The 19997-nt window shown below is 65.9% G+C and carries 16 protein-coding genes; 9 read left to right on the top strand and 7 right to left on the bottom strand.

Going from position 1 to position 19997, the window contains the following annotated elements; translation table 11 throughout:
* Positions 1-103: 103 nt before the first annotated feature.
* On the top strand, positions 104-658 hold the full coding sequence (locus tag HNP49_RS02535) for a cytochrome b (protein WP_184680344.1): 555 nt from the start codon (positions 104-106) through the stop codon (positions 656-658).
* A 29-nt stretch (positions 659-687) separates the two neighbouring features.
* The gene (locus HNP49_RS02530; RefSeq protein ID WP_184680342.1) at positions 688-1263 is read left to right on the top strand and encodes a YceI family protein; all 576 of its coding nucleotides are present in this window, start codon (positions 688-690) and stop codon (positions 1261-1263) included.
* Positions 1264-1431: 168 nt separating this feature from the next.
* On the opposite strand, the gene HNP49_RS02525 is transcribed toward HNP49_RS02530, so the two are convergent.
* Together HNP49_RS02525 and HNP49_RS02520 are read right to left on the bottom strand one after the other, a co-directional pair.
* Complete coding sequence (locus HNP49_RS02525) at positions 1432-2358, bottom strand: exopolyphosphatase (RefSeq protein ID WP_184680340.1); 927 nt, start codon at positions 2356-2358, stop codon at positions 1432-1434.
* A gap of 97 nt (positions 2359-2455) precedes the next feature.
* Entirely contained in the window at positions 2456-3103 is a 648-nt protein-coding gene (locus HNP49_RS02520) for a YceH family protein (protein WP_184680339.1), read from the bottom strand.
* A 209-nt stretch (positions 3104-3312) separates the two neighbouring features.
* On the opposite strand from HNP49_RS02520, the gene HNP49_RS02515 reads away from it, so the two are divergent.
* Positions 3313-4806, top strand: a complete 1494-nt coding sequence (locus HNP49_RS02515) for an NAD(P)/FAD-dependent oxidoreductase (RefSeq protein ID WP_184680336.1) — start codon at positions 3313-3315, stop codon at positions 4804-4806.
* Between the two features lie 6 nt (positions 4807-4812).
* Here the strand turns inward: HNP49_RS02515 and HNP49_RS02510 are convergent, their stop codons facing one another.
* Positions 4813-7839, bottom strand: a complete 3027-nt coding sequence (locus HNP49_RS02510) for an EAL domain-containing protein (RefSeq protein ID WP_184680334.1) — start codon at positions 7837-7839, stop codon at positions 4813-4815.
* A 289-nt stretch (positions 7840-8128) separates the two neighbouring features.
* Between HNP49_RS02510 and HNP49_RS02505 the strand changes: the two genes are divergently transcribed.
* The gene (locus HNP49_RS02505) at positions 8129-8293 is read left to right on the top strand and encodes a hypothetical protein (protein ID WP_184680332.1); all 165 of its coding nucleotides are present in this window, start codon (positions 8129-8131) and stop codon (positions 8291-8293) included.
* Positions 8294-8299: 6 nt separating this feature from the next.
* Here the strand turns inward: HNP49_RS02505 and HNP49_RS02500 are convergent, their stop codons facing one another.
* Genes HNP49_RS02500 through HNP49_RS02490 form a run of 3 tightly spaced genes read right to left on the bottom strand, consistent with a single transcriptional unit; the run spans position 8300 to position 12240 of the window.
* A complete protein-coding gene (locus HNP49_RS02500) occupies positions 8300-10651 on the bottom strand; it encodes a bifunctional diguanylate cyclase/phosphodiesterase (protein ID WP_184680328.1) in 2352 nt (783 codons plus the stop codon).
* A 5-nt stretch (positions 10652-10656) separates the two neighbouring features.
* Positions 10657-11304 (bottom strand): methylamine utilization protein, encoded by a 648-nt coding sequence (locus tag HNP49_RS02495; protein ID WP_184680326.1) that lies wholly within the window; start codon positions 11302-11304, stop codon positions 10657-10659.
* A gap of 36 nt (positions 11305-11340) precedes the next feature.
* On the bottom strand, positions 11341-12240 hold the full coding sequence (locus HNP49_RS02490; RefSeq protein ID WP_184680322.1) for a LysR family transcriptional regulator: 900 nt from the start codon (positions 12238-12240) through the stop codon (positions 11341-11343).
* A 102-nt stretch (positions 12241-12342) separates the two neighbouring features.
* Between HNP49_RS02490 and HNP49_RS02485 the strand changes: the two genes are divergently transcribed.
* The 5 genes from HNP49_RS02485 (at position 12343) to HNP49_RS02465 (ending at position 18376) form a co-directional block, all read left to right on the top strand.
* On the top strand, positions 12343-13581 hold the full coding sequence (locus HNP49_RS02485) for a 3-hydroxyacyl-CoA dehydrogenase (RefSeq protein ID WP_184680320.1): 1239 nt from the start codon (positions 12343-12345) through the stop codon (positions 13579-13581).
* Positions 13578-15368, top strand: a complete 1791-nt coding sequence (locus HNP49_RS02480) for an acyl-CoA dehydrogenase C-terminal domain-containing protein (RefSeq protein WP_184680318.1) — start codon at positions 13578-13580, stop codon at positions 15366-15368. The genes HNP49_RS02485 and HNP49_RS02480 overlap by 4 nt, the downstream gene beginning before the upstream one ends.
* A gap of 103 nt (positions 15369-15471) precedes the next feature.
* Complete coding sequence (locus HNP49_RS02475) at positions 15472-16635, top strand: iron-containing alcohol dehydrogenase (RefSeq protein WP_184680316.1); 1164 nt, start codon at positions 15472-15474, stop codon at positions 16633-16635.
* Positions 16636-16738: 103 nt separating this feature from the next.
* Positions 16739-17173: a thioesterase family protein gene (locus HNP49_RS02470; RefSeq protein ID WP_184680314.1), complete on the top strand. Its 435-nt coding sequence runs from the start codon at positions 16739-16741 to the stop codon at positions 17171-17173.
* 18 nt (positions 17174-17191) lie between these two features.
* The gene (locus HNP49_RS02465; protein ID WP_184680312.1) at positions 17192-18376 is read left to right on the top strand and encodes an acetyl-CoA C-acyltransferase; all 1185 of its coding nucleotides are present in this window, start codon (positions 17192-17194) and stop codon (positions 18374-18376) included.
* 104 nt (positions 18377-18480) lie between these two features.
* Here HNP49_RS02465 and HNP49_RS02460 read toward each other — a convergent pair whose 3' ends face one another.
* Entirely contained in the window at positions 18481-19842 is a 1362-nt protein-coding gene (locus HNP49_RS02460) for an MFS transporter (RefSeq protein WP_184680310.1), read from the bottom strand.
* Positions 19843-19997 lie beyond the last annotated feature (155 nt).

Here is a 19997-nt window from a genome sequence, read left to right as displayed (position 1 = left end):
GCTGAAACAATCAAGTTACTCGATATTTCACAGCGAAGATTTGCGCTTTTCATTCGTATTATTGCCGCTAGGCTAGCACCATCACTCGATGGAGCTTCTGCCCATGCAATGGCGTAATTCCCCCCACACCTATGGCCTGACCAGTATTGTCCTGCATTGGCTGGTGGCCGTTGCCGTGTTCGGCCTGTTCGGCCTGGGTCTGTGGATGGTCGGCCTGGACTACTACAGTAGCTGGTACCGCACGGCTCCCGACCTGCACAAGAGCATCGGCCTGACGCTCTTCGCGCTGATGCTGCTGCGCGTGTTCTGGCGCTTTCTGAGCCCTGCTCCGCAGGCGTTGCCCAGCCACGATGCGCGTACCCGCCTGGCCAGCAAGGCCGGCCATCTGCTGCTGTATGTCGGCCTGTTCGCCCTGATGCTCTCCGGCTACCTGATTTCCACCGCCGATGGCCGTGGCATTGTCGTGTTCGGCCTGTTCGAGGTGCCGGCCACCCTGACTAGCCTGCCGGATCAGGAGGACCTTGCCGGGGTTGTGCACGAATACCTGGCCTGGGGCCTGGTGATCTTCGCCGGGCTGCATGCCCTGGCTGCTCTCAAACACCATTTCATCGACCGCGATGCCACCCTGGTGCGCATGTTCGGTCGTACACAACGCTGACCTCACCGTCCCACAAGGAGAAAACCCCGATGCTGAAGCAATCCTTCGCTGCCCTGACCCTGGGCGCCGCCCTGTTCGCCCAGCAAGCCCTGGCCGCCGACTACGCCATCGACAAGCAGGGCCAGCATGCCTTCATCAACTTCAAGATCAGCCACCTCGGCTACAGCTGGCTGTACGGCACCTTCAAGGACTTCGACGGCAAGTTCAGCTTCGATGCCGCCAAGCCGGAAGCCAGCAGCGTCAACGTCTCGATCAACACCGCCAGCGTCGACTCCAACCATGCCGAGCGCGACAAGCACCTGCGCAGCGGTGATTTCCTCAACGTCGACAAGCACCCGACCGCGACCTTTGTCTCCACCGCCGTCAAATCCACCGGCAAGGACAGCGCCGACATTACCGGCAACCTGACCCTCAACGGCGTGACCAAACCGGTGGTGATTGCCGCCAAGTTCATCGGCGAAGGCAACGACCCGTGGGGCGGCTACCGTGCCGGCTTCGAAGGCAGCACCACGCTCAAGCTGAAGGACTTCGACATCCAGAAGGACCTCGGCCCAGCTTCCCAGGAAGTCGAGCTGACCCTGTCGGTGGAAGGCGTTCGCCAGTAAGCCACCCACAGGCCGGTGCAGCATCGCTGTGCGCGGCCTGACCATCTGAGGCATCAGCGTCGTCAGCATCCCGCTTTCTTGTCGGATGCTGGCGGCCTGAGCCGTCGAGCTGGCGTTATGCCGTGGCTCGTTCAAGCCTGAGCCTGGCGCAAGGTGTTTGCGCTCGTCTCAGCCGTCGGCGGTAATTTCGTCGATCAGCTCCTGCAGGATCATCTCGGCATCCTCATTGTTGACCTGGCAGGTGCCGGCATTCAGGTGGCCGCCGCCGCCATAGCTCAGGCACAGTTCGCCGACATTGGTATTGGAGCTGCGGTCGAGGATCGACTTGCCGATGGCGAACACGGTGTTCTGCTGCTTGAGCCCCCACATCACGTGGATCGAGATGTTGCACTGGGGGAACAGCGCGTAGACCACAAAGCGGTTGACCGCGTAGATGGTTTCCTCGTTGCGCAGGTCGAGCACCACCAGGTTGTGCCGGACCGTGGCGCAACGCTTGATCTGCTCCTGCGCGGCACGGTTGTGCTCGCGGTACAGCGCGACGCGCTCCTCGACATCCGGCAGCTGGAGAATCTCGCCGATGCCGTGGCTCTGGCAGAAGTCGATCAGCTGCATCATCAGCTGGTAGTTGGAGATGCGGAAATCGCGGAAGCGGCCCAGTCCGGTGCGGGCATCCATGATGAAGCTGAGCAGCTCCCAGTCCTGCGGGTCGAGGATGTCGTCGCGGCTGAATTGCGCGGCATCGGCCTTGTCCACGGCTTCCATCATCTCGTCCCATTCCGTCGGGAAGGCACCGTGCCCGCCATAGTGGCGCCAGACCACGCGCGCCGCCGAGGGTGCCTCGGCGTCGATGATGTGGTTATCCGCTGCCTGGTTGCGGATGGTTTCGCTCAGGTGATGGTCGAAGGCCAGGTGGCAGCCGGCGACATAGGGCAGGTTGGTGGTGATGTCGCGCGGGGTGATGGCGATCTTGCCGTCCTGCATGTCCTTGGGGTGGACGAAGAGGATCTCGTCGATCAGCTTCAGGTGCTTGAGCAGAGCGGCGCAGACCAGGCCATCGAAATCGCTGCGGGTAACCAGGCGAAACTGTGTGGACATGAGGCATCTCCGGATCGGTCCCGCCCTTGCCGGGCGGGCGCAATTAAGAAGCTCACTTCACAGTAGCAGACCCTGGATCCTTCCTGCCGTCGGTCGTTCAATCGCCGCCGAGTGCCGCTTCCAGGCGGGCCAGGCGCTCCTCCAACTCGACGATGCGGGCTTCCAGGCCGTCGATACGCGTGTTGCCGGCGCCTGTCGCTGTGGGCGCGGCCAGCGCCAGGCTGGCCAGATCGAGCGGGCCGCCGAGCAGGTGCATGTAGCGGTCCTCGCGCTGGCCGCTCTGGCGCGGCAACTGGCAGGCCAGGCCGCGTGCGGCCAGGCGCTCGAGCTGGTGCTGCACCTCGGCCAGATCATCGAAGTCATGCAGGCGGTTGCTGCGGGTCAGCAGTTCGCCGAGGGTCTGCGGGCCGCGCAGCATCAGCAGGGCGAGCAGTACCACCTGCGGATGGACCAGCTCGAGGGCCTTGTCCAGTCGCTGTTCCCAGCGATCGGCACGGCTGCCCATGACCAGGCGCACCAGGCCGCGGCCTTCCAGCTGGCGCAGGGCGGCGCCCAGCTCGCCCAGTTCCAGATTCATCACCGGCTCGCGGCTGGTCTTCTGGTTGCAGGCCAGCTGCAGGGCATTGAGGGTCAGCGGGTAGGTTTCCGGAGTGGTCGCCTGTTTCTCTACAAGGCTGCCTAGCAGGCGCAGCTCGCAGGGGCTGAGCGGTTGTTCGGCGAAGGGGCTGACAGCAGGTTCGCTCATGGGGCACTCCGGCACGGTTGGGGGAGCTAGGTTAGCGCGTTTGCGCGCGGATCGGTTCGGCCATTGCGGGTAACTTGGCACTAGTGTACTTGTTGGTGGCGGTCCGGTGCCGGACTGTGGATGCAAGACTAAAGGCCGGATGACACGGCCGGTGGCAGTCGACACCCTGCCGGGCAGAACAAGAAGCGCGTTGCGCATGAGGAATGGCCATGCCTGTAGAACATCTGGATGTACTGATCATCGGCGCCGGCCTGTCCGGCATCGGCGCTGCCTACCACCTGATGCAGCAATGCCCGAACAAGCGCTACGCCATCCTTGAGGGGCGCGCCAGCCTCGGCGGCACCTGGGACCTGTTTCGCTACCCGGGCATTCGCTCCGATTCGGACATGTACACCCTCGGCTACAACTTCAAGCCGTGGACCGACCCGCAGGCGATTGCCGACGGCCCGTCGATCCGTCGCTACATCGAGGAGACGGCCGAGGAGAACGGCATCGCCGCGAGGATCCGCTACCAGCATCGTGTGCGCCAGGCCAGCTGGGATTCGGCCACGGCCACCTGGACCCTGCAGGTCGAGCGTGGCGAGCAGGCCGAACCGCTGACCCTGACCTGCCAGTACCTGATGATGTGCACCGGCTACTACCGCTACGAAGCCGGCTACACCCCCGAGTTCAAGGGGCGTGACGACTTCCGCGGGCAGATCATCCATCCCCAGCTGTGGCCACAGGACCTCGACTACCGCGACAAGCGCGTGGTGGTGATCGGCAGCGGCGCCACCGCCGTGACCCTGGTGCCGGCGATGACCGATCAGGCCGCGCACGTGACCATGCTGCAGCGTTCTCCGACCTACGTGGCGACCCTGCCGCAGCAGGACGTGATCTCCAATTTCCTCCGGCGCTTCCTGCCGGAGACCTGGGTCTACCGCCTGGCGCGCACGCGCAACGTTGCCATCCAGATGCTTTTCTACAACCTGTCCAAGCGCTTCCCCGGCTTCATCCGCAAGGTCCTGCTCGGGCAGATTCGCCGCACCCTGGGGCCGGATTTCGACATGCGCCACTTCAGCCCCAGCTACAAACCCTGGGACCAGCGGGTCTGCGCCGTGCCGGATGGCGACCTGTTCAAGGTGCTCAAGGCGGGCAAGGCCTCGGTGGTCACCGAGCACATCGACTGCTTCACCGCTGGCGGTATTCGCCTGAAGTCCGGGCAGGAACTGCCGGCCGACATCATCATCACTGCGACGGGTCTGGAATTGCAGCTGTTCGGTGGCATGCAGGTGCAGGTCGATGGCCAGCCCTTCGCTGCCGCGCAGAGCATGGGCTACCGCGGCATCATGCTGCGCGACCTGCCCAACCTGGCCGTGGTGCTGGGCTACACCAATGCCAGCTGGACGCTCAAGGCCGATCTCTCCAGCGAGTACTTCTGTCGTCTGATCCGGCACATGGACCAGACCGGCATGCGCCAGTGCACCCCGCGGGCGAGTCAGGATCAGGTCAAACCGGCGCCGTTCCTCGATCTGGCCTCAGGCTATATCCAGCGTGCCGAGGCCATGCTGCCCAAACAGGGCGACCGGGCGCCCTGGAAGCTGTACCAGAATTACCTGCGTGACCTGGTTCTGCTGCGCTACGGCAAGCTGGAGGATGACTACCTGCAGTTCAGCGCGCCCAAGGCGGGTGAGGCTGCCGAGGCGCAGGCGCTGGCTTCCTGATTCGGCCTAGCGGCTGAGGGTGCGCCAGAGGCCCTCGCTGCGCCACTGTTCGGCCCAGTCGAGTAGCTGTTCGGCTGGCATCGGCTTGGCGATGCCGTATCCCTGAACCTGGCTGCAGCCCATGTTCAGCAGGGTGGCGCCATGTTCGAGGGTTTCCACGCCCTCGGCGATGACCTGGCGGTTGAAGGCATCGGCCAGGCGAATCACGCTCTCGACGATGCCGAGGTCTTCCGGGTCCTTGAGCATGTCGCGAACAAAGCTCTGGTCGATCTTCAGGGTATCCACCGGCAGTTTGCGCAGGTACGTCAGCGAGGAGTAGCCGGTCCCAAAGTCGTCGAGCGAAAAGTGTACGCCGAGGGTTCGGCAGTGCTGGAGAATCGTCACGGCCTGCTCCATGTCGGCAATCGCGGCGGTTTCCAGCACCTCCAGCTCGAAGTGCCTGGCCAGGCTCGGCGCATGCCGGGCGAGTGCGGCGGCAAGGTGGCTGGTGAAGTTTTCCCGCAACAGATGGTTGGCGCTGATGTTGACGCTGATGGTCAGCGGCAGGCCGCACTGGTGCCAGAGTGCCAGCTGGGTCAGCGCCGTCTCGATGACCCATTCCCCGAAGGGCTGTTCCAGGTCACTGCCGTAGAGATGGCCGAGGAACTCGAGTGGTGGCACCAGCCCGCACTCGGGGTGCAGCCAGCGCACCAGGGCTTCGGCGCCGATTACCCGGCCATCGCGAAGATCGACTTTGGGCTGGTAATAAAGAGTGAACTGCTGCCGTTCAAGGGCTGTGCGCAACTGTTCGAGGGCGCGCCGGTGGTCCTGGGCCTTGCGGTCGTTTTCCGGGTCGAACAGGTGGTAACGGTTGCGTCCGGCTTCCTTGGCCAGGTACATGGCCTGGTCGGCGTGACGCAGCAGGGTATCGGCATCGGCATGGTCGCTGGGGTAGAGGCTGACGCCAATACTGGCGCTGATGCTGACCATTACCTCCTCGACCGCAGTGGGTCTGCCGACGGCCTGCAGCACGCGCTCCAGAATCAGCGCGCATTCTTCGGGTGACTGGATGTTCGACAGCAGCAGAACGAACTCGTCGCCGCCCAGGCGTGCCAGGGTATCGTCGCCACGCAGCACCCGCTTGAGGTTGTCACTGATCCCGACCAGTAACTGGTCGCCAGCCGAGTGTCCGTACTGGTCGTTGATCGCCTTGAAGCCGTCGAGGTCGAGGAAGCACACCGCCAGGGATTTCTGGCTGCGCTGGGCGCGGATGATCGACTGCTCCAGGCGGTCAGCCAGCAGGCGGCGGTTGGGCAGTCCGGTGAGCGGGTCGAAGTGGGCGATGCGGTTGAGTTCGGCCTCATGTGCCTTGAGCTGGCTGATGTCGGAGAACATGCCGATGTAGTACTGCACCGCGCCGTTCTGGTCGTGTACCACCACGATGGACAGCTGCTCGGCGTAGATCTCGCCATTCTTGCGTCGATTCCAGATTTCGCCGTGCCAGATGCCATTCTGCCGGACATCCCGCCACATGGCCTGGTAGAAGGTTCCGCCGTGCCGGCCGGAAGAAAGCAGGCGCGGCGACTTGCCCAGCACCTCCTCGGCGCTGTAACCGGTGATGCGCGTGAAGGCTGGGTTGACCTTGAGGATGGTCTTCTGCGGGCTGACCACCATGATGCCCTCGTAGCTGCTGTCAAACACCGCACCGGCTTCGCGCTGGGTCAGTTCGAAAAGCTTCTGGCTGGTGATGTCCTGCACGGTGCCGTGCAGCTGCACCATCTTGCCGCTGCGGTCGTAGCGCGCCTGGCCACGGGCGCAGATCCAGCGATGGCTGCCATCAGGCCGAATGATTTCGGCATCGCAGGCATAGGGCGTGCCCAGGCTCATGCAGGCCTCCACGGCCTGGCTCAGGTTGCTCCAGCTGGTTTCGGTGAAATAGTGCTGCACTTCCGGGTAGGTCGCCGGCGGGAGGGCAGGGTCACGGCCATAGAGGCGGTAGACCTCTTCGGACCAGTAGTGACTGTCGTCCTGCAGGTTCCACTCCCAACTGCCCAGCCCCGCCAGTTTCTGTGCGGTGCGCAGGGACGCTTCGGCGCGCTTGCGCTCCGTGATGTCGCGGGAGATGCCGAACAGACCATTGACCTGACCGTGACGGTTGTACACCGGCCCCTTGGTCACCAGGAACGTCAGTTCCTTGCCATCCAGGGTGGTGATCTGTTCCTCGTGAGTCAGTGGGTGATCGCTGGCCATCACACCGCGGTCCTTGTCACGAATCAGCTCAGCCGACTCGCGGGGGAAGATGGCGTAATCGTCGTGGCCGATGATCTGCTCCGGCGGTTGGCCGACAACCTCGGCCGCCGCCCGGTTGATCAGCAGGTAACGACCAGCCTGGTCCTTGACGTAGATGGCATCTGAGCTGCCGGAAACCACCGAGTCGAGCAGGCGGCGGTTGAGTTCCAGACGGCGCATGGCCTGGTGCGACATTTCGCTGAGCAGGCTGATGAGCACGCCATTGCACAGCAGAAACAGCAACTGCAGTTGGTCGTGTCCGGCGTCGATTTGCAAACTGTATAGCGGCGGCATCAGCGCATAGCTGACCAGTAGGGTTGTCATCGCGGTGGCCAGCAGGCCGGGGCCGAGCCCGCCGAGCACGGCACTGAGGATGATGGGGAACATGAACATCACCAGCAGCGGACGCTGGCTGGGATCGATGGGTAGCTGCAGGCGCAAGGCCAACACAGCCAAGGGAATGACCATGGCAAACAGGTAGAACAACCCGCGACTGGCCCGACTGCTGCTGGCGGCCTCGCCGAGAATGCCCAGTTCTCCTGGGACAGTTGCCGGACGCTGGGGGACGGCCTGCAGGCAGGCGAACAGCAGCGCGCTGGTGGTCACCACGAAGAACACGCCCTTGGCCGTGGACAGCCAGATGATGGCGTGCTCATCCACCAGGCCGCTGAGCAGTTGGTCGGAGAAAAATATCCAGGCCAGAGCCAGCAGTGCGTAGCCCAGGGTGGCCATGAAGATGAAACGGCTGCGCGGGTTGCGTGTCATGCCGGCGTCCTGTGCCGAGTGGTGCCGCGGGGAGGTGCTGCAGTCGAATGGGTGGTTTACAGCTTATAGCCTAGTCCGAGCATATTGGTCAGGTATTCCTTGGTCTAAGAAGAGGATGAAGACTCAGCCAAAGCGACGGCCTTTGTAAGCCTTTGGCTATTCCAGGGCAGGGATTAACCCATCTAGGATGCGTGACGCCGATCACGATTGGACGACTTGGTCAGGATCGGCTCGCCCCAAGGGATACCGGGGCCCGGCAACCGCCGCTCTGCGACGAAAGGACTCGACCATGCAAAGCCAGGAACAACGGCAATACCACGCCATGCGGGCGCACATCGCACAACTGCTGGCCAGCGGCTGGCAGATCATCGGCCGGCAGCCGCTGCAGCTGCGCCATGGGCGCAAGACCTGTCAGGTACGTCACGGCATGCTGATCAGCGACAGCATGCTCTGAGTCGATTCATTCCACCCGTGGCAGCTGCCACGGACAACCCTCCAGCCAGGCGGCGAAGGCTGCTGCCGGCAATGGTTTGCTCAACAGGTAACCCTGGGCGATATCGCAGCCCAGGCGGTCAAGCTGTTCGAGAATCTCCAGGCTTTCCACCCCTTCGGCGACCACCTGCAGGCCCATGTTGTGGCCCAGTTCGATGGTTGAGCGAACGATGATCTCGTCGTCGGGGTTGCCCGGCAGGTCCTGGATGAAGGATTTGTCGATCTTCAGCTCGTGCACCGGCAGGCGCTTGAGCTGGGCCATGGAGGAGTAGCCGGTGCCGTAGTCGTCGATCGACAGGCGCACGCCGAGGCGGCGCAGGCTGTCGAGCTGCTGCATGGCCAGACCGGGATCGGCCATCACCGCGCTTTCGGTGATTTCCACGACCAGGGTTTCCGGCACGACCTGGTATTCGGCCAGCGCGTCGGTGATGAAGTCAGCAAACCCCGGATCGGCCAGGTCCAGAGCGGAGATGTTCACCGCGGTTTTCAGGGGCAGGCCCTGATCATGCCAGGCGCGGTTCTGCGCCAGGGCTGTGCGTAGTACCCAGCGGGTCAGGGCGCACACATTGCCGGTCTGCTCGGCCAGCGGGATGAAGTCGTCGGGCGCGACGAAGCCATGCTGCGGGTGGATCCAGCGCACCAGACATTCCACACCAAGCAGACGTCGCTGGCGGATCAGCAGCTTGGGCTGGAAGTACAGCGCCAGCTGGCCGCCTTCGATGGCACCCTTCAGTTCGCTCATCAGTGCCAGACGCAGCAGGCTGTGGCTGTCCAGCTCGGCGCGGTACATCGCCTGGCTGAGATGCTGCGCCTTGCCCCAGTACATGGCCACCTCGGCGTGCTGCAGCAGCGCACCGGCACTTTCGCCGTGGTCGGGCGAGAGGGCGATGCCGAGGGTGGCGTTGAGCAGCATGCTGATGCCGCGCACGGCGAATGGCTGAGCCAGCAACTGGTGGTAATGATGGGCGGCGGCCAGCGCCTGCTGTGGGGTGGCCGGCGCCACCAGCAGGGCAAATTCGTCGCCGCCCAGGCGTGCCAGTCTGTCGTGCTCGCGCAGGTGTTGCTGCAGGCGTTCGCCGAGCAGGCGCAGCAGCTGGTCGCCGGCCTCGTGGCCGAGGGTGTCGTTGAGGTCCTTGAAGTTGTCCAGGTCCATCAGCAGCACCGCCACGCCGGTGCCGGGCGTGGCGGCGGCCAGGGCGTCCTGCAGGCGGTCGACGAAGCGGTTGCGGTTGTCCAGGCCGGTCAGCGGATCTCGGTAGGCGAGGAAGCTGATGGTCGCCTCGCGTTCGGCGATGTCCTGCTGCATGTGATTGAACTCGCTGGCCAGCAGACTGATTTCCGCGCCGCCGCCGGCACTCACCCGGGCCTGGTAATCGCCGGCGGCAATGCGCCGCACGCTGTCGACCATCTGCCGCAGTGGCCGGCTCACCGTGCTGGCCAGCAGCCAGGCGCCGATCACCGCCAGCAGCAGGGCCAGCGCGGTGATCGCCACCAGTTGCCAGCGCAGTGGCTGATAGCTGGCCAGCGCACCGGACAGCGAGCGCAGCAGTAGTAGTTGCAACTCGCCGCCGGTGCCGGCCACGGGGGCGCGGTAGATCACCTGCTGTTCGCCCTGCAGTTCCAGTAACTGCTCGCTGGCCTCGCCCAGCTGCAACCCGGCCAGCTCGGCGCGAGCGCTGGCCGGCAGGTTGCTGGCCGGCACCAGATAGGCTCCGGGTGGGCCTGCGAGCAGCGCTACCTGGGCGCCGGACAACTCGCCCAGGTGGCGGGCGGCCTCGTCGTCGAGGGTGAAGGCCATCACCAGCCAGCCCAGCAGATTGGGGCGTGGGGCAAAGATGGGGGTCAGGTTGACGTGCAGCACCTGGCCGCCGAGCAGTACCAGGCGCTCCTGACTGACGGGCTCGTCCTGGACCAGCAGTTCATGCCAGGGCAGACGCTGGCCCGCCTGCAACAGTCCGTCGGTGCCGGCCAGGATGCGGCCGTCCGGCGCACTGACCAGGGCGAAGCTGGCCTGGCTGCGTGCGCTGAACGACTCCAGGGCAGCGGACAGCGACTGTGCCTGCTGCTCGGGGCTGGCGATCAGGTCGGCGATTTCGCCGAGCAGGGTGAAGTCCTTGGCAATCAGCTCGGCCATGGCGCTCTGCGCCTGCTGGCGCCCGTGCAGCTCATTGACCAGTACGCCATGGGCAAAGCGCAGCTGTTCGCTGATCTGCGTGCGGGTGTGCTGGTAGGTCGAACGCTGCACCAGGCCAAGCACCAGCAGCAGGATGACCAGCAGCAGGCCGATGCACAGCAGCAGGATGCGATTGCGCAGGTTCATGCCGGTCAGTTCCTGTAACTGCCCTTGCCGGAGGGCATGTGGCGTGGCGGCTTGGGCCGCGGGTCGCGCCTGAGCGGCTGGCTCAGCTGCCAGTTCAGGCTGCCCTCGGCGGGCAGGGCGCGGCTGAGGCTGGGCGCGGGGTCGGCAATGCGCGGATGCCAGAGGTGCAGTTGCTGGCCGCTGGCCTGGGTGTAGCTGAGGCGGGCACGGCCCTGGGCGTCGGTCTGGGCGAACCAGGGGCTGTCGACCACCAGCACGAAGCCGAGCATCCAGTCGTGGATATTGCAGCCCAGGGTCACCAGGCCGGGCTTGTCGAACAGCACCTCCTGCGCGGCATCGCCCTGGTGGTGCAGGCGCAGCTCGAAGCGCTTGCTCGGCGAGAAGGAGTAGACGTGGTGGTTGATCGGGTCGGAGTTGGGAAAGCGCACCGTGGTGCCGCGCTGCACCGGCAGGATGTAGGGCACGAAGGTGCGCTTCTGCTGATCCAGCAGCACGGGGGCGGGCGGCGCGCTGGCAACCGGGCCTGGCTCTATCCACAGCACGGCGTCGGCCAGCGGTTCGCCGTTCGGGTCGAGCAGGGTGACCTGCAGCTCGCTGGCCAGCAGATCGCCAGCGAGCAGGCCTGCCAGCAGCAGACCAAGCATTCTGCCCATCACACACCTCGCAGGAATTGACCTGCTGAGTATGGTTCAGCTCTGGCCGATGGCCAGCATCAGGCCGACCAGCCACTGCAGCGCCGGGTCGCGCTGGCGCTGGGCCAGGCTGACGATTTCCAGATGGAACGGGCCGACCTCGAACGGCAGGTCGAACAGCTGCAGCGGCAGCAGGGCGGCGAACTGGCGGGCCAACTGGGTCGGCAGCACGGCGGCCAGCTCGCTGCCGGCGACGATATGCGCGGCTTGCAGGTAGTTCGGCGTGGTGTAGCGGATTTCCCGGCTGAGGCCCTGCTCGCCCAGCCACTGATCGACCATGCCGCGCGTCTGTCCGCCGTGCACCCACAGGTGGCGCAGGCGCAGGAAGTTGTCCAGATCCAGGTAGCCAGCCAGTTGCGGATGACCCTTGCGGACCGCCACCTGCAGCGTCTCGCTGCGCCAGTGCTGGCGGGCGAAGCGCGCCGGAATCTCGTCGAAGCGGCCCAGCACCAGGTCCAGCTCGCCCTTGTCCAGGGCTTCCACCGGCAGGCTCGGACTGAGGTGGGCGATATCGATGCGGATGCCCGGCGCCTGTTCGCTGAGCAGGCCGAGCAGGCGCGGCATGCACATCAGCTCGACATAGTCGGTGACGGCGATGCGGAACTGCTGGCGGCTCTGCCGCGGGTCGAAGGCTTCGCCGGCATTGAGGGTCTGCTCGATCTGCTGCAATGCGGCGCGGATCGGCCCCTCCAGTGCCAATGCCCGGGGGGTGGGCTGCATGCGCCGGCCGATGCGCACCAGCAGCGGGTCGTCGAGCAGGTCGCGCAGGCGACTCAGGGCGTTGCTCACCGCCGGCTGGCTGAGGGCAAGGCGTTCGGCCGCGCGCGAGACGTTCTGCTCGCGCAACAGCGCGTCGAGCACGCGCAGCAGGTTGAGATCGAAGTTATGAATATTCACAGGTCGAATAGCACTTATCACAAGACACAATTTCTCAAATAGTAGCGTCCTGCGTAGGGTGCGTGTCACGGATTCATCAACAGACACACATGAGGAGCAGGCATGAGCGCTGCATTCAATCTGCAACAAGCGGCGGTGATCGGCGCCGGGACCATGGGCCGCGGCATCGTCATCAGCCTGGCCAATGCCGGCATCCCGGTGCTGTGGCTGGACAACAACCCGCAGATGCTCGAACAGGGCCTGAAAATGATCGAGGACACCTGGGCGCAGAACGTCGCCAAGGGTCGCATCGAACAGGGCGAAGCCAGTCTGCGTCTGGCTCGCGTGCAGACCGTCGCGGATTACGCCGCGCTGGCGCAGGCCGATCTGGTGATCGAGGCGGTGTACGAGAACCTCGAACTCAAGCAGAAAATCTTCCGCGCCCTCGACGAGGTGCTCAAGCCGGGAGCGATCCTGGCCAGCAACACCTCGGCGCTGGACATCGATGCCATCGCCGCCGTCACCCGCCGTCCCGAGTCGGTGCTGGGCCTGCACTTCTTCAGCCCGGCGCACATCATGAAGCTGCTGGAAATCGTCCGCGGCGCCAAGACCGCCCCGGCCGTGCTGGAAGCTGCGCTGGCGCTGGGACAGCGCATCGGCAAGGTCAGCGTGGTGGCCGGAAACTGCGACGGCTTTATCGGCAACCGCATGCTGCACACCTATGTGAAGGAGGCGCGCATGCTGCTGCTCGAAGGCGCCCTGCCGGCCCAGGTGGACGGCGCGCTGCAGCAGTTCGGTTTCGCCATGGGCCCGTTCCGCATGTACGACGTGGTCGGCATCGACCTGGAGTGGCGCGCCCGCGAGCTGGCGGGCAAGGGCCAGGACGACCCGGCGGTGCAGGTCGACAACCGCCTGTGCGGCCTGGGCCGTTTCGGCCAGAAGTCCGGCATGGGTTACTACCGCTACGCCCCGGGCAGCCGCGAGGCGCAGCCGGATGCCGAGGTCGATCGCCTGGTCGAGGCGGTGTCCGCCCAGCTCGGCTTCCCGCGCCGCGCGGTGAGTGACGCCGAGATCCGTGCCCGCTGCCTGCTGGCGCTGGTCAACGAGGGGGCGAAGATCCTTGAGGAGAACATCGCCGCCAACAGCCACGACATCGACCTGGTCTACCTCAACGGCTACGGCTTCCCGGCCGACAAGGGCGGGCCGATGGCCTGGGCCGATGGCGATGGCGTGGCGACCATTCTCGACCGCCTGCGCACCCTGCAGATGCAGTTCGGCGAGCACTGGCAGCCGGCTGCGCTGATCGAGCGTCTGGCGGCTGCCGGCAAGCGCTTCGCCGACGTCAAGGAGGGCAACCTATGAGCTACCAGGCCCCCCTGCGCGACATGCGCTTCGTCCTCCATGAGCTGTTCGACGTCAGCGGCCACTGCCAGCTGCTCGGCAACGGCCTGGACCGCGAGCTGATCGACGGCGTACTGGAAGAAGCCGCCAGCTTCACCGCCAACGAGATCGCGCCGCTCAACCGCAACAGCGACGAGGAAGGCTGCCGCCTGGAGAACGGCCAGGTCAGCACCCCGCGTGGTTTCCGCGCGGCCTACCGGCAGTACGTCGACAACGGCTGGGCGAGCATGACCGGGCCGCTGGAGTTCGCCGGCCAGGGATTTCCGCAGCTGGTGGCCTGCGCCTTTCACGAGATGCTGATGTCCGCCTCGCTGTCCTTCCGCGTCTACTCCGGCCTCACCGAGGGCGCGGTGCTGGCGCTGCACAAGCATGGCAGTGCCGAGCTGAAGAACACCTACCTGGCGCCCATGGTCAGTGGCCAGTGGACTGGCACCATGTGCCTGACCGAGCCCCAGGCCGGCACCGACCTGGCCCTGCTGCGCACCCGTGCCGAGCCCAAGGCCGATGGCAGCTACCGGGTCAGTGGCAGCAAGATCTTTATCAGCGGCGGGGAGCAAGACCTCAGCGAGAACATCATTCACTTGGTGCTGGCCCGCCTGCCGGATGCGCCGGCCGGCGTGAAGGGCATCTCGCTGTTTCTCGTGCCCAAATTCATCGCCACAGCGGAGGGTGGGTTGGGCGAGCGCAATGCGCTGTCCTGCGGCGCCATCGAACACAAGATGGGCATCAAGGGTGGCTCCACCTGTGTGATGAACTTCGACGGCGCCACCGGCTGGCTGCTCGGCGAGGCCAACCAGGGCCTGGCCTGCATGTTCACCATGATGAACGACGCGCGTTTTCAGGTCGGTCTGCAGGGGCTGGGGATCGGCGAAGCGGCCTTCCAGGGCGCCCTGCGCTATGCCCGCGAACGTCTGCAGTCGCGTGGTCTGAACGGTGCCCAGGCGCCGGACAAGCCGGCCGACCCGATCATCGTGCACCCCGATGTGCGCCGCATGCTGCTGACCCAGAAGACCCTGGTCGAAGGCTGTCGCATGCTCGCGGCCTATACCGCGCGCCAGCTCGACCTGGAACATGGTCACCCGGATGCGGCGGCGCGCAAGGCCGCCGGCAAGCGCGCGGCGCTGTTGATCCCCATCGTCAAAGCCTTCTTCACCGACATGGGTCAGGAGGTCGCCAGCCACGGCGTACAGGTGTATGGCGGGCACGGCTTCATCCGCGAGTGGGGCATGGAGCAACTGATGCGCGACAGCCGCATCACCCAACTCTATGAGGGCACCAACGGCATCCAGGCGCTGGACTACCTGCGCCGCAAGCTGCTTGGCGATGGCGGGGCGGAGCTGTCGGCGCTGATCGGCGAATTCAGCGAAGTGGCCGACCGCGCGGCGCAGCGTCCGCAGCTGGCGGCGCTGGCGCAGGTCGTGCAGGCGCGCCTGGGCGAGTGGCGCGAGCTCACCGCCGAGGTGATTGCCCACAGCCAGCGCGATGTGCAGGAGATCGGCGCGCAGTCGGTGGATTTTCTCCAGTACTCGGCCTACGTGCTGCTCGCCGGCTTCTGGCTGCAGGCGGCCGTGACGGCCCAGAACGCGCTGGAGCAGGGTGCCGGCGAGGTGGATTTCTACCAGGCCAAGCTGGCCAGCACCGAGTTCTACGTGCGTCGCCTGTTGCCGCGCGCCAGCAGCCACCGCGAGGCCCTGCTGGGCGGCGCGGCGTGCCTGATGGCGCTGCCGGCGGAACATTTCGCCTTCTGAGATTCCCTCACCCCAACCCTCTCCCAATGGGAGAGGGAGTTAGCGAGGGGGAGGGTGAGGGGCTCAGCCTCTCGGCAAGAAAAGAACAACAAGAGGAATCACCATGCAGCCCTTCAGTTTTGCCACCACCGCGCAGATTCTCTGCGAAAGCGGCTCGGCCCAGCGCCTGGCCAGTCTGTGCCGGGAGCGTGGTGCCCAGCGTGTGCTGATCGTCACCGATCCGGGCATCACCCGCTTTGGCCTGCTCGATGGCGTGCTGCCGGGTTTTGCCGCTGCCGGCGTTGCCGTGCAGGTATTCGATCAGGTGATCGCCGACCCGCCCGAGGCCATCGTGCTCAATGCCGTGGAGCGTGCCCGCGCGCTGGGCGCCGAGCTGGTCATCGGCTTCGGTGGCGGCAGCTCCATGGACGTGGCCAAGCTGGTGGCGCTGCTCGCTCATCCGGACTGCACTCAGGCGCTGAAAGACATCTACGGCGTGGGTAATGCCCGTGGCCCACGCCTGCCGCTGATTCAGGTGCCGACCACCGCCGGCACCGGCTCGGAGGTGACCCAGATCGCCATCATCACTACCGGCGAAACCACCAAGATGGGTGTGGTCTCGCCGGTGCTGCTGCCGGACCTGGCCGTGCTCGATGCCGAGCTGACCCTGGGCCTGCCGCCAGCGGTGACCGCCGCCACCGGTATCGATGCCATGGTGCATGCCATCGAGGCCTACACCAGCAAGATCAAGAAGAACCCGCTGTCCGACCTGCTGGCCCGCGAGGCCCTGCGCCTGCTGGCGGCCAACCTGCACGAGGCGGTCTACAACGGCCATAACCGCGAGGCGCGCCAGGCCATGCTGCTCGGCGCTCTGCTGGCCGGCCAGGCTTTTGCCAACGCACCGTGCGCGGCAGTGCATGCGCTGGCCTATCCGCTGGGTGGGCATTTCCATATTCCCCATGGCCTTTCCAACGCCCTGGTGCTGCCGGAGGTGCTGCGCTTCAACGCGCCGGCCGCCGCGCCGCTGTATGCCGAGCTGGCGCCGCTGTTGCTGGGCGAGCGCTGCAAGGGCGAGGGCACTGGCCAGCGCTGCGCCGACTTCATCGCCGAGCTGGCGGCGCTCAACGAACGTTGCGGTCTGCCCAGTCGCCTGCGTGATGCCGGCGTGCCCGAGGCCATGCTGCCGACCCTGGCGCGCGACGCCATGCTGCAACAGCGCCTGCTGGTGAATAACCCGCGCGAGGTTAGCGAGGCCGACGCCCTGGCGATCTACCAGGCGGCGTATTGAGGGCCGGGCCTGCAGGCATAAGCCGCCATACAGCCGGCGAATCAAACTATTCCGCCCAGCGTCCAGCCCCTAGGCTGGTGGGCAAGCCAGACGAGAACAGAGCATGAGCCAACCTGAGCACCTGCGCGCCGACTACGTCCACTTCCAGCCGATCACCACGCGCTGGCACGACAACGACGTCTACGGTCACGTCAACAACGTCGTCTATTACGGCTATTTCGACAGCGCGGTGAATGCCTACCTGATCGAACAGGGTGGCCTGGATATCCATGAGGGCGAGGTGGTCGGCTTCGTGGTCAGCTCGTCGTGCGACTACTTCGCCTCTATCGCCTTCCCCGAGCGCATCGAGGTCGGCCTGCGCGTCGGCAAGCTGGGCAACAGCTCGGTGCAGTACGAGCTGGCCATCTTCAAACAGGGCGAGGAGCAGGCCTGCGCGGCCGGGCGCTTCGTCCACGTGTTCGTCGACCGCGCGAGCAATCGCCCGGTTTCCATCCCCCCCGCGCTGCGCGAGGCCATGGCCCGCCTGATCCGCGACTGATAGTCCGAGGAGTCCGTCATGCAAGACGCCGTCATCATCTCCACCGCCCGTACGCCCATCGCCAAGGCCTTCCGCGGTGCCTTCAACGACCTCAAGTCGCCGTCCATGGCGGCCGTGGCCATCCGTGCCGCGGTCGAGCGCGCCGGCATCGAGGCCGCCGAGATCGAGGACCTGGTGATGGGCACCGCCATGCAGGGTGGCACCGCCTCCACCAACCTGGCGCGCCTGTCGCTCTTGGCCGCGGGCCTGCCGCTGTCGGTCAGCGGGCAGACCATCGACCGCCAGTGCGCCTCCGGCCTGATGGCGATCTCCATCGCCGCCAAGCAGATCATGGTCGACGGCATGGCCGTGACCGTCGGTGCCGGCCAGGAGCAGATCAGCCTGGTGCAGAACACCCACATGAAGTGGACCGCCGCCGAGGCCGACCCGGCCGTGATCAAGATGGCCGAGCATGCCTACATGCCGATGCTGCAGACCGCCGAGCTGGTCGCCAAGCGCTACGGCATCAGCCGCGAGGCGCAGGACGCCTACTCCCTGCAGTCGCAGCAGCGCACCGCCGCGGCCCAGGCCGCCGGCCTGTTCGCCAATGAAATCGTCCCGGTCACCGCGCGCAAGAAGCTGGTGGACAAGGAAACCGGCGCGGTCAGCTACGAGGAAGTGACCCTCTCCCTCGACGAAGGCAATCGTCCGCAGACCGTGCTGGGCGACCTGACCAAGCTCAACCCGGTGATCGAGGGCGGCTGCATCACCGCCGGCAACGCCAGCCAGCTGTCCGACGGCGCCAGTGCCTGCGTGCTGATGAGCGGCACCCTGGCGGCCCAGCGCGGCATCGCGCCGCTGGGCCTGTACCGTGGCATCGCCGTGGCCGGCCTGGCCCCGGAAGAGATGGGCATCGGCCCGGTGCTGGCCGTACCGAAACTGCTCAAGCAGCACGGCCTGACCGTCGACGACATCGGCCTGTGGGAGCTCAACGAAGCCTTCGCCTGCCAGGTGCTGTACAGCGCGCAGAAGCTCGGCATCGACCCGGCCAAGCTCAACGTCAACGGCGGCGCGATTTCCATCGGCCACCCCTACGGCATGAGCGGCGCGCGCATGGTTGGCCACGCCCTGCTGGAAGGTAAGCGCCGCGGCGTGAAGTACGTGGTCATCACCATGTGCGTCGGTGGCGGCATGGGGGCGGCGGGGCTGTTCGAGGTGCTCTGAGCCGCGTTGATTGATCCATAAAAAACGGGAGCTTTGGCTCCCGTTTTTTGTTGCGTCACGTTTGGCTTTTGCTGCTCGCTGGGTGGGGTGTCCGGGCCTTCGCTTCAGGCCGGTTCCGCCTGCAGGCTGCCGCTCTGCGCGGGCTGGGCGCTCCACTGCTGCAGGCGCTCCACGCTGTCGCGGTAGGGCGCCAGGCCGCGAGACAGGAGGATGATCGAGCTGAGCACGGCCAGAGCGGTGACGATCAGCAGCGAGTAGCGAAGGGCGTTGTCGTTGGCGAAGACGAAGTCGGTCACCAGGGCCACGGCGGTCGGGCCGATGCCCAGGCCGATCAGGGTGATGACGAACAGGTACAGCGCCGAGGCCTGGCCGCGCATGGAGTTGGGCATGATCTCCTGGATCGCCGCTGGTGCCACGCCGAACGGCATGCTCAGGCAGAACACCGCCGGCACCAGCAGCACGCAGGCCCACAGGGCGCTGTCCATCAGCGGGAACAGCAGCACGCAGGGCAGGGCACCGATGGCGGCATACAGGCCGACGCGCATGTTGGCGTCACGGCGGCCCTGCTTGGCCAGCCAGTCGGCCAGGCGCCCGCCGAAGACGATGCCGAAGCAGCCGCAGACGGCGACAATGCTGCCGTAGATCACGCCGACCTGGCCGGCGTCCCAGCCGTAGGTGCGGATGAAGAAGGTGGGAATCCACGCCGCGCTGCCGTAGCCGGCGAAGGCCAGACCGGCGAAGCCGAAGTTGTGGCACAGCACGGTGCGGCGGTTGCTGCGGATATAGCGGCCGACTTCCGCCAGCGGCACGGCCACGCCGGCGCCGACGCCGCGCCGCGCCGGCTCGCGCACGGCGAGCATGAGCAGGGTAAACAGCACACCGGCGGCGCCGAGGATGAGGAAAATCAGCTGCCAGGGGCGCACTTCACCGAGCACCGGCAGCACCACGTTGCCCTGGGCCGAGGCGAACTGGATGACCAGGCCGCCGAGCAGGAAGGCGATGCCCGAACCCAGGTACACGCCCATGGAGTAGACGCTGATGGCAGTGGCGCGGCGTTCCGGCGGGAAGCTGTCGGCGATCAGCGAATAGGCCGCCGGCGACAGCGCGGCTTCGCCCACGCCGACACCGACGCGGCAGATGAGGAACTGCCAGTACAGCTTGGCCGTGCCGCAGGCTGCGGTGGCGGCGCTCCAGAACAGCACGCCGATGGCGATCAGGCCGCGGCGGCTCCTGGTATCGGCCAGGCGCCCGAGGGGGATGCCGCACACGGTGTAGAACAGGGCGAAGGACAGGCCCATCAGCAGGCTCATCTGCGTGTCGCTGATGACCAGGTCACGGCGGATCGGCTCGACCAGCAGGTTGAGGATCTGCCGGTCGATGAACGACAACACGTAGGCGATCATCAGGATGATCACCGTGGTCCAGGCGGACAGGCTGGAGGGGTAGCCTTGATTGTTATTGTGCATGGCGGCTCCGCAGGCGAGCGCAAGGTGCGCGGACGATGGCAAGGGGCCGCCGAGGGCGGCCATTCGAAGACCAGCTTAGGGGCGATCGGGCGCCGTCACTATCGCTCGTAGGTACGATCAGCCGGCTGAATGGACGGGCTGGCCGTGCGTTGATC

The sequence above is a fragment of the Pseudomonas fluvialis genome, assembly GCF_014207935.1.
GTDB classification, from domain to species: domain Bacteria; phylum Pseudomonadota; class Gammaproteobacteria; order Pseudomonadales; family Pseudomonadaceae; genus Aquipseudomonas; species Aquipseudomonas fluvialis_A.
This window is presented reverse-complemented; position numbering and strand designations above follow the sequence as displayed.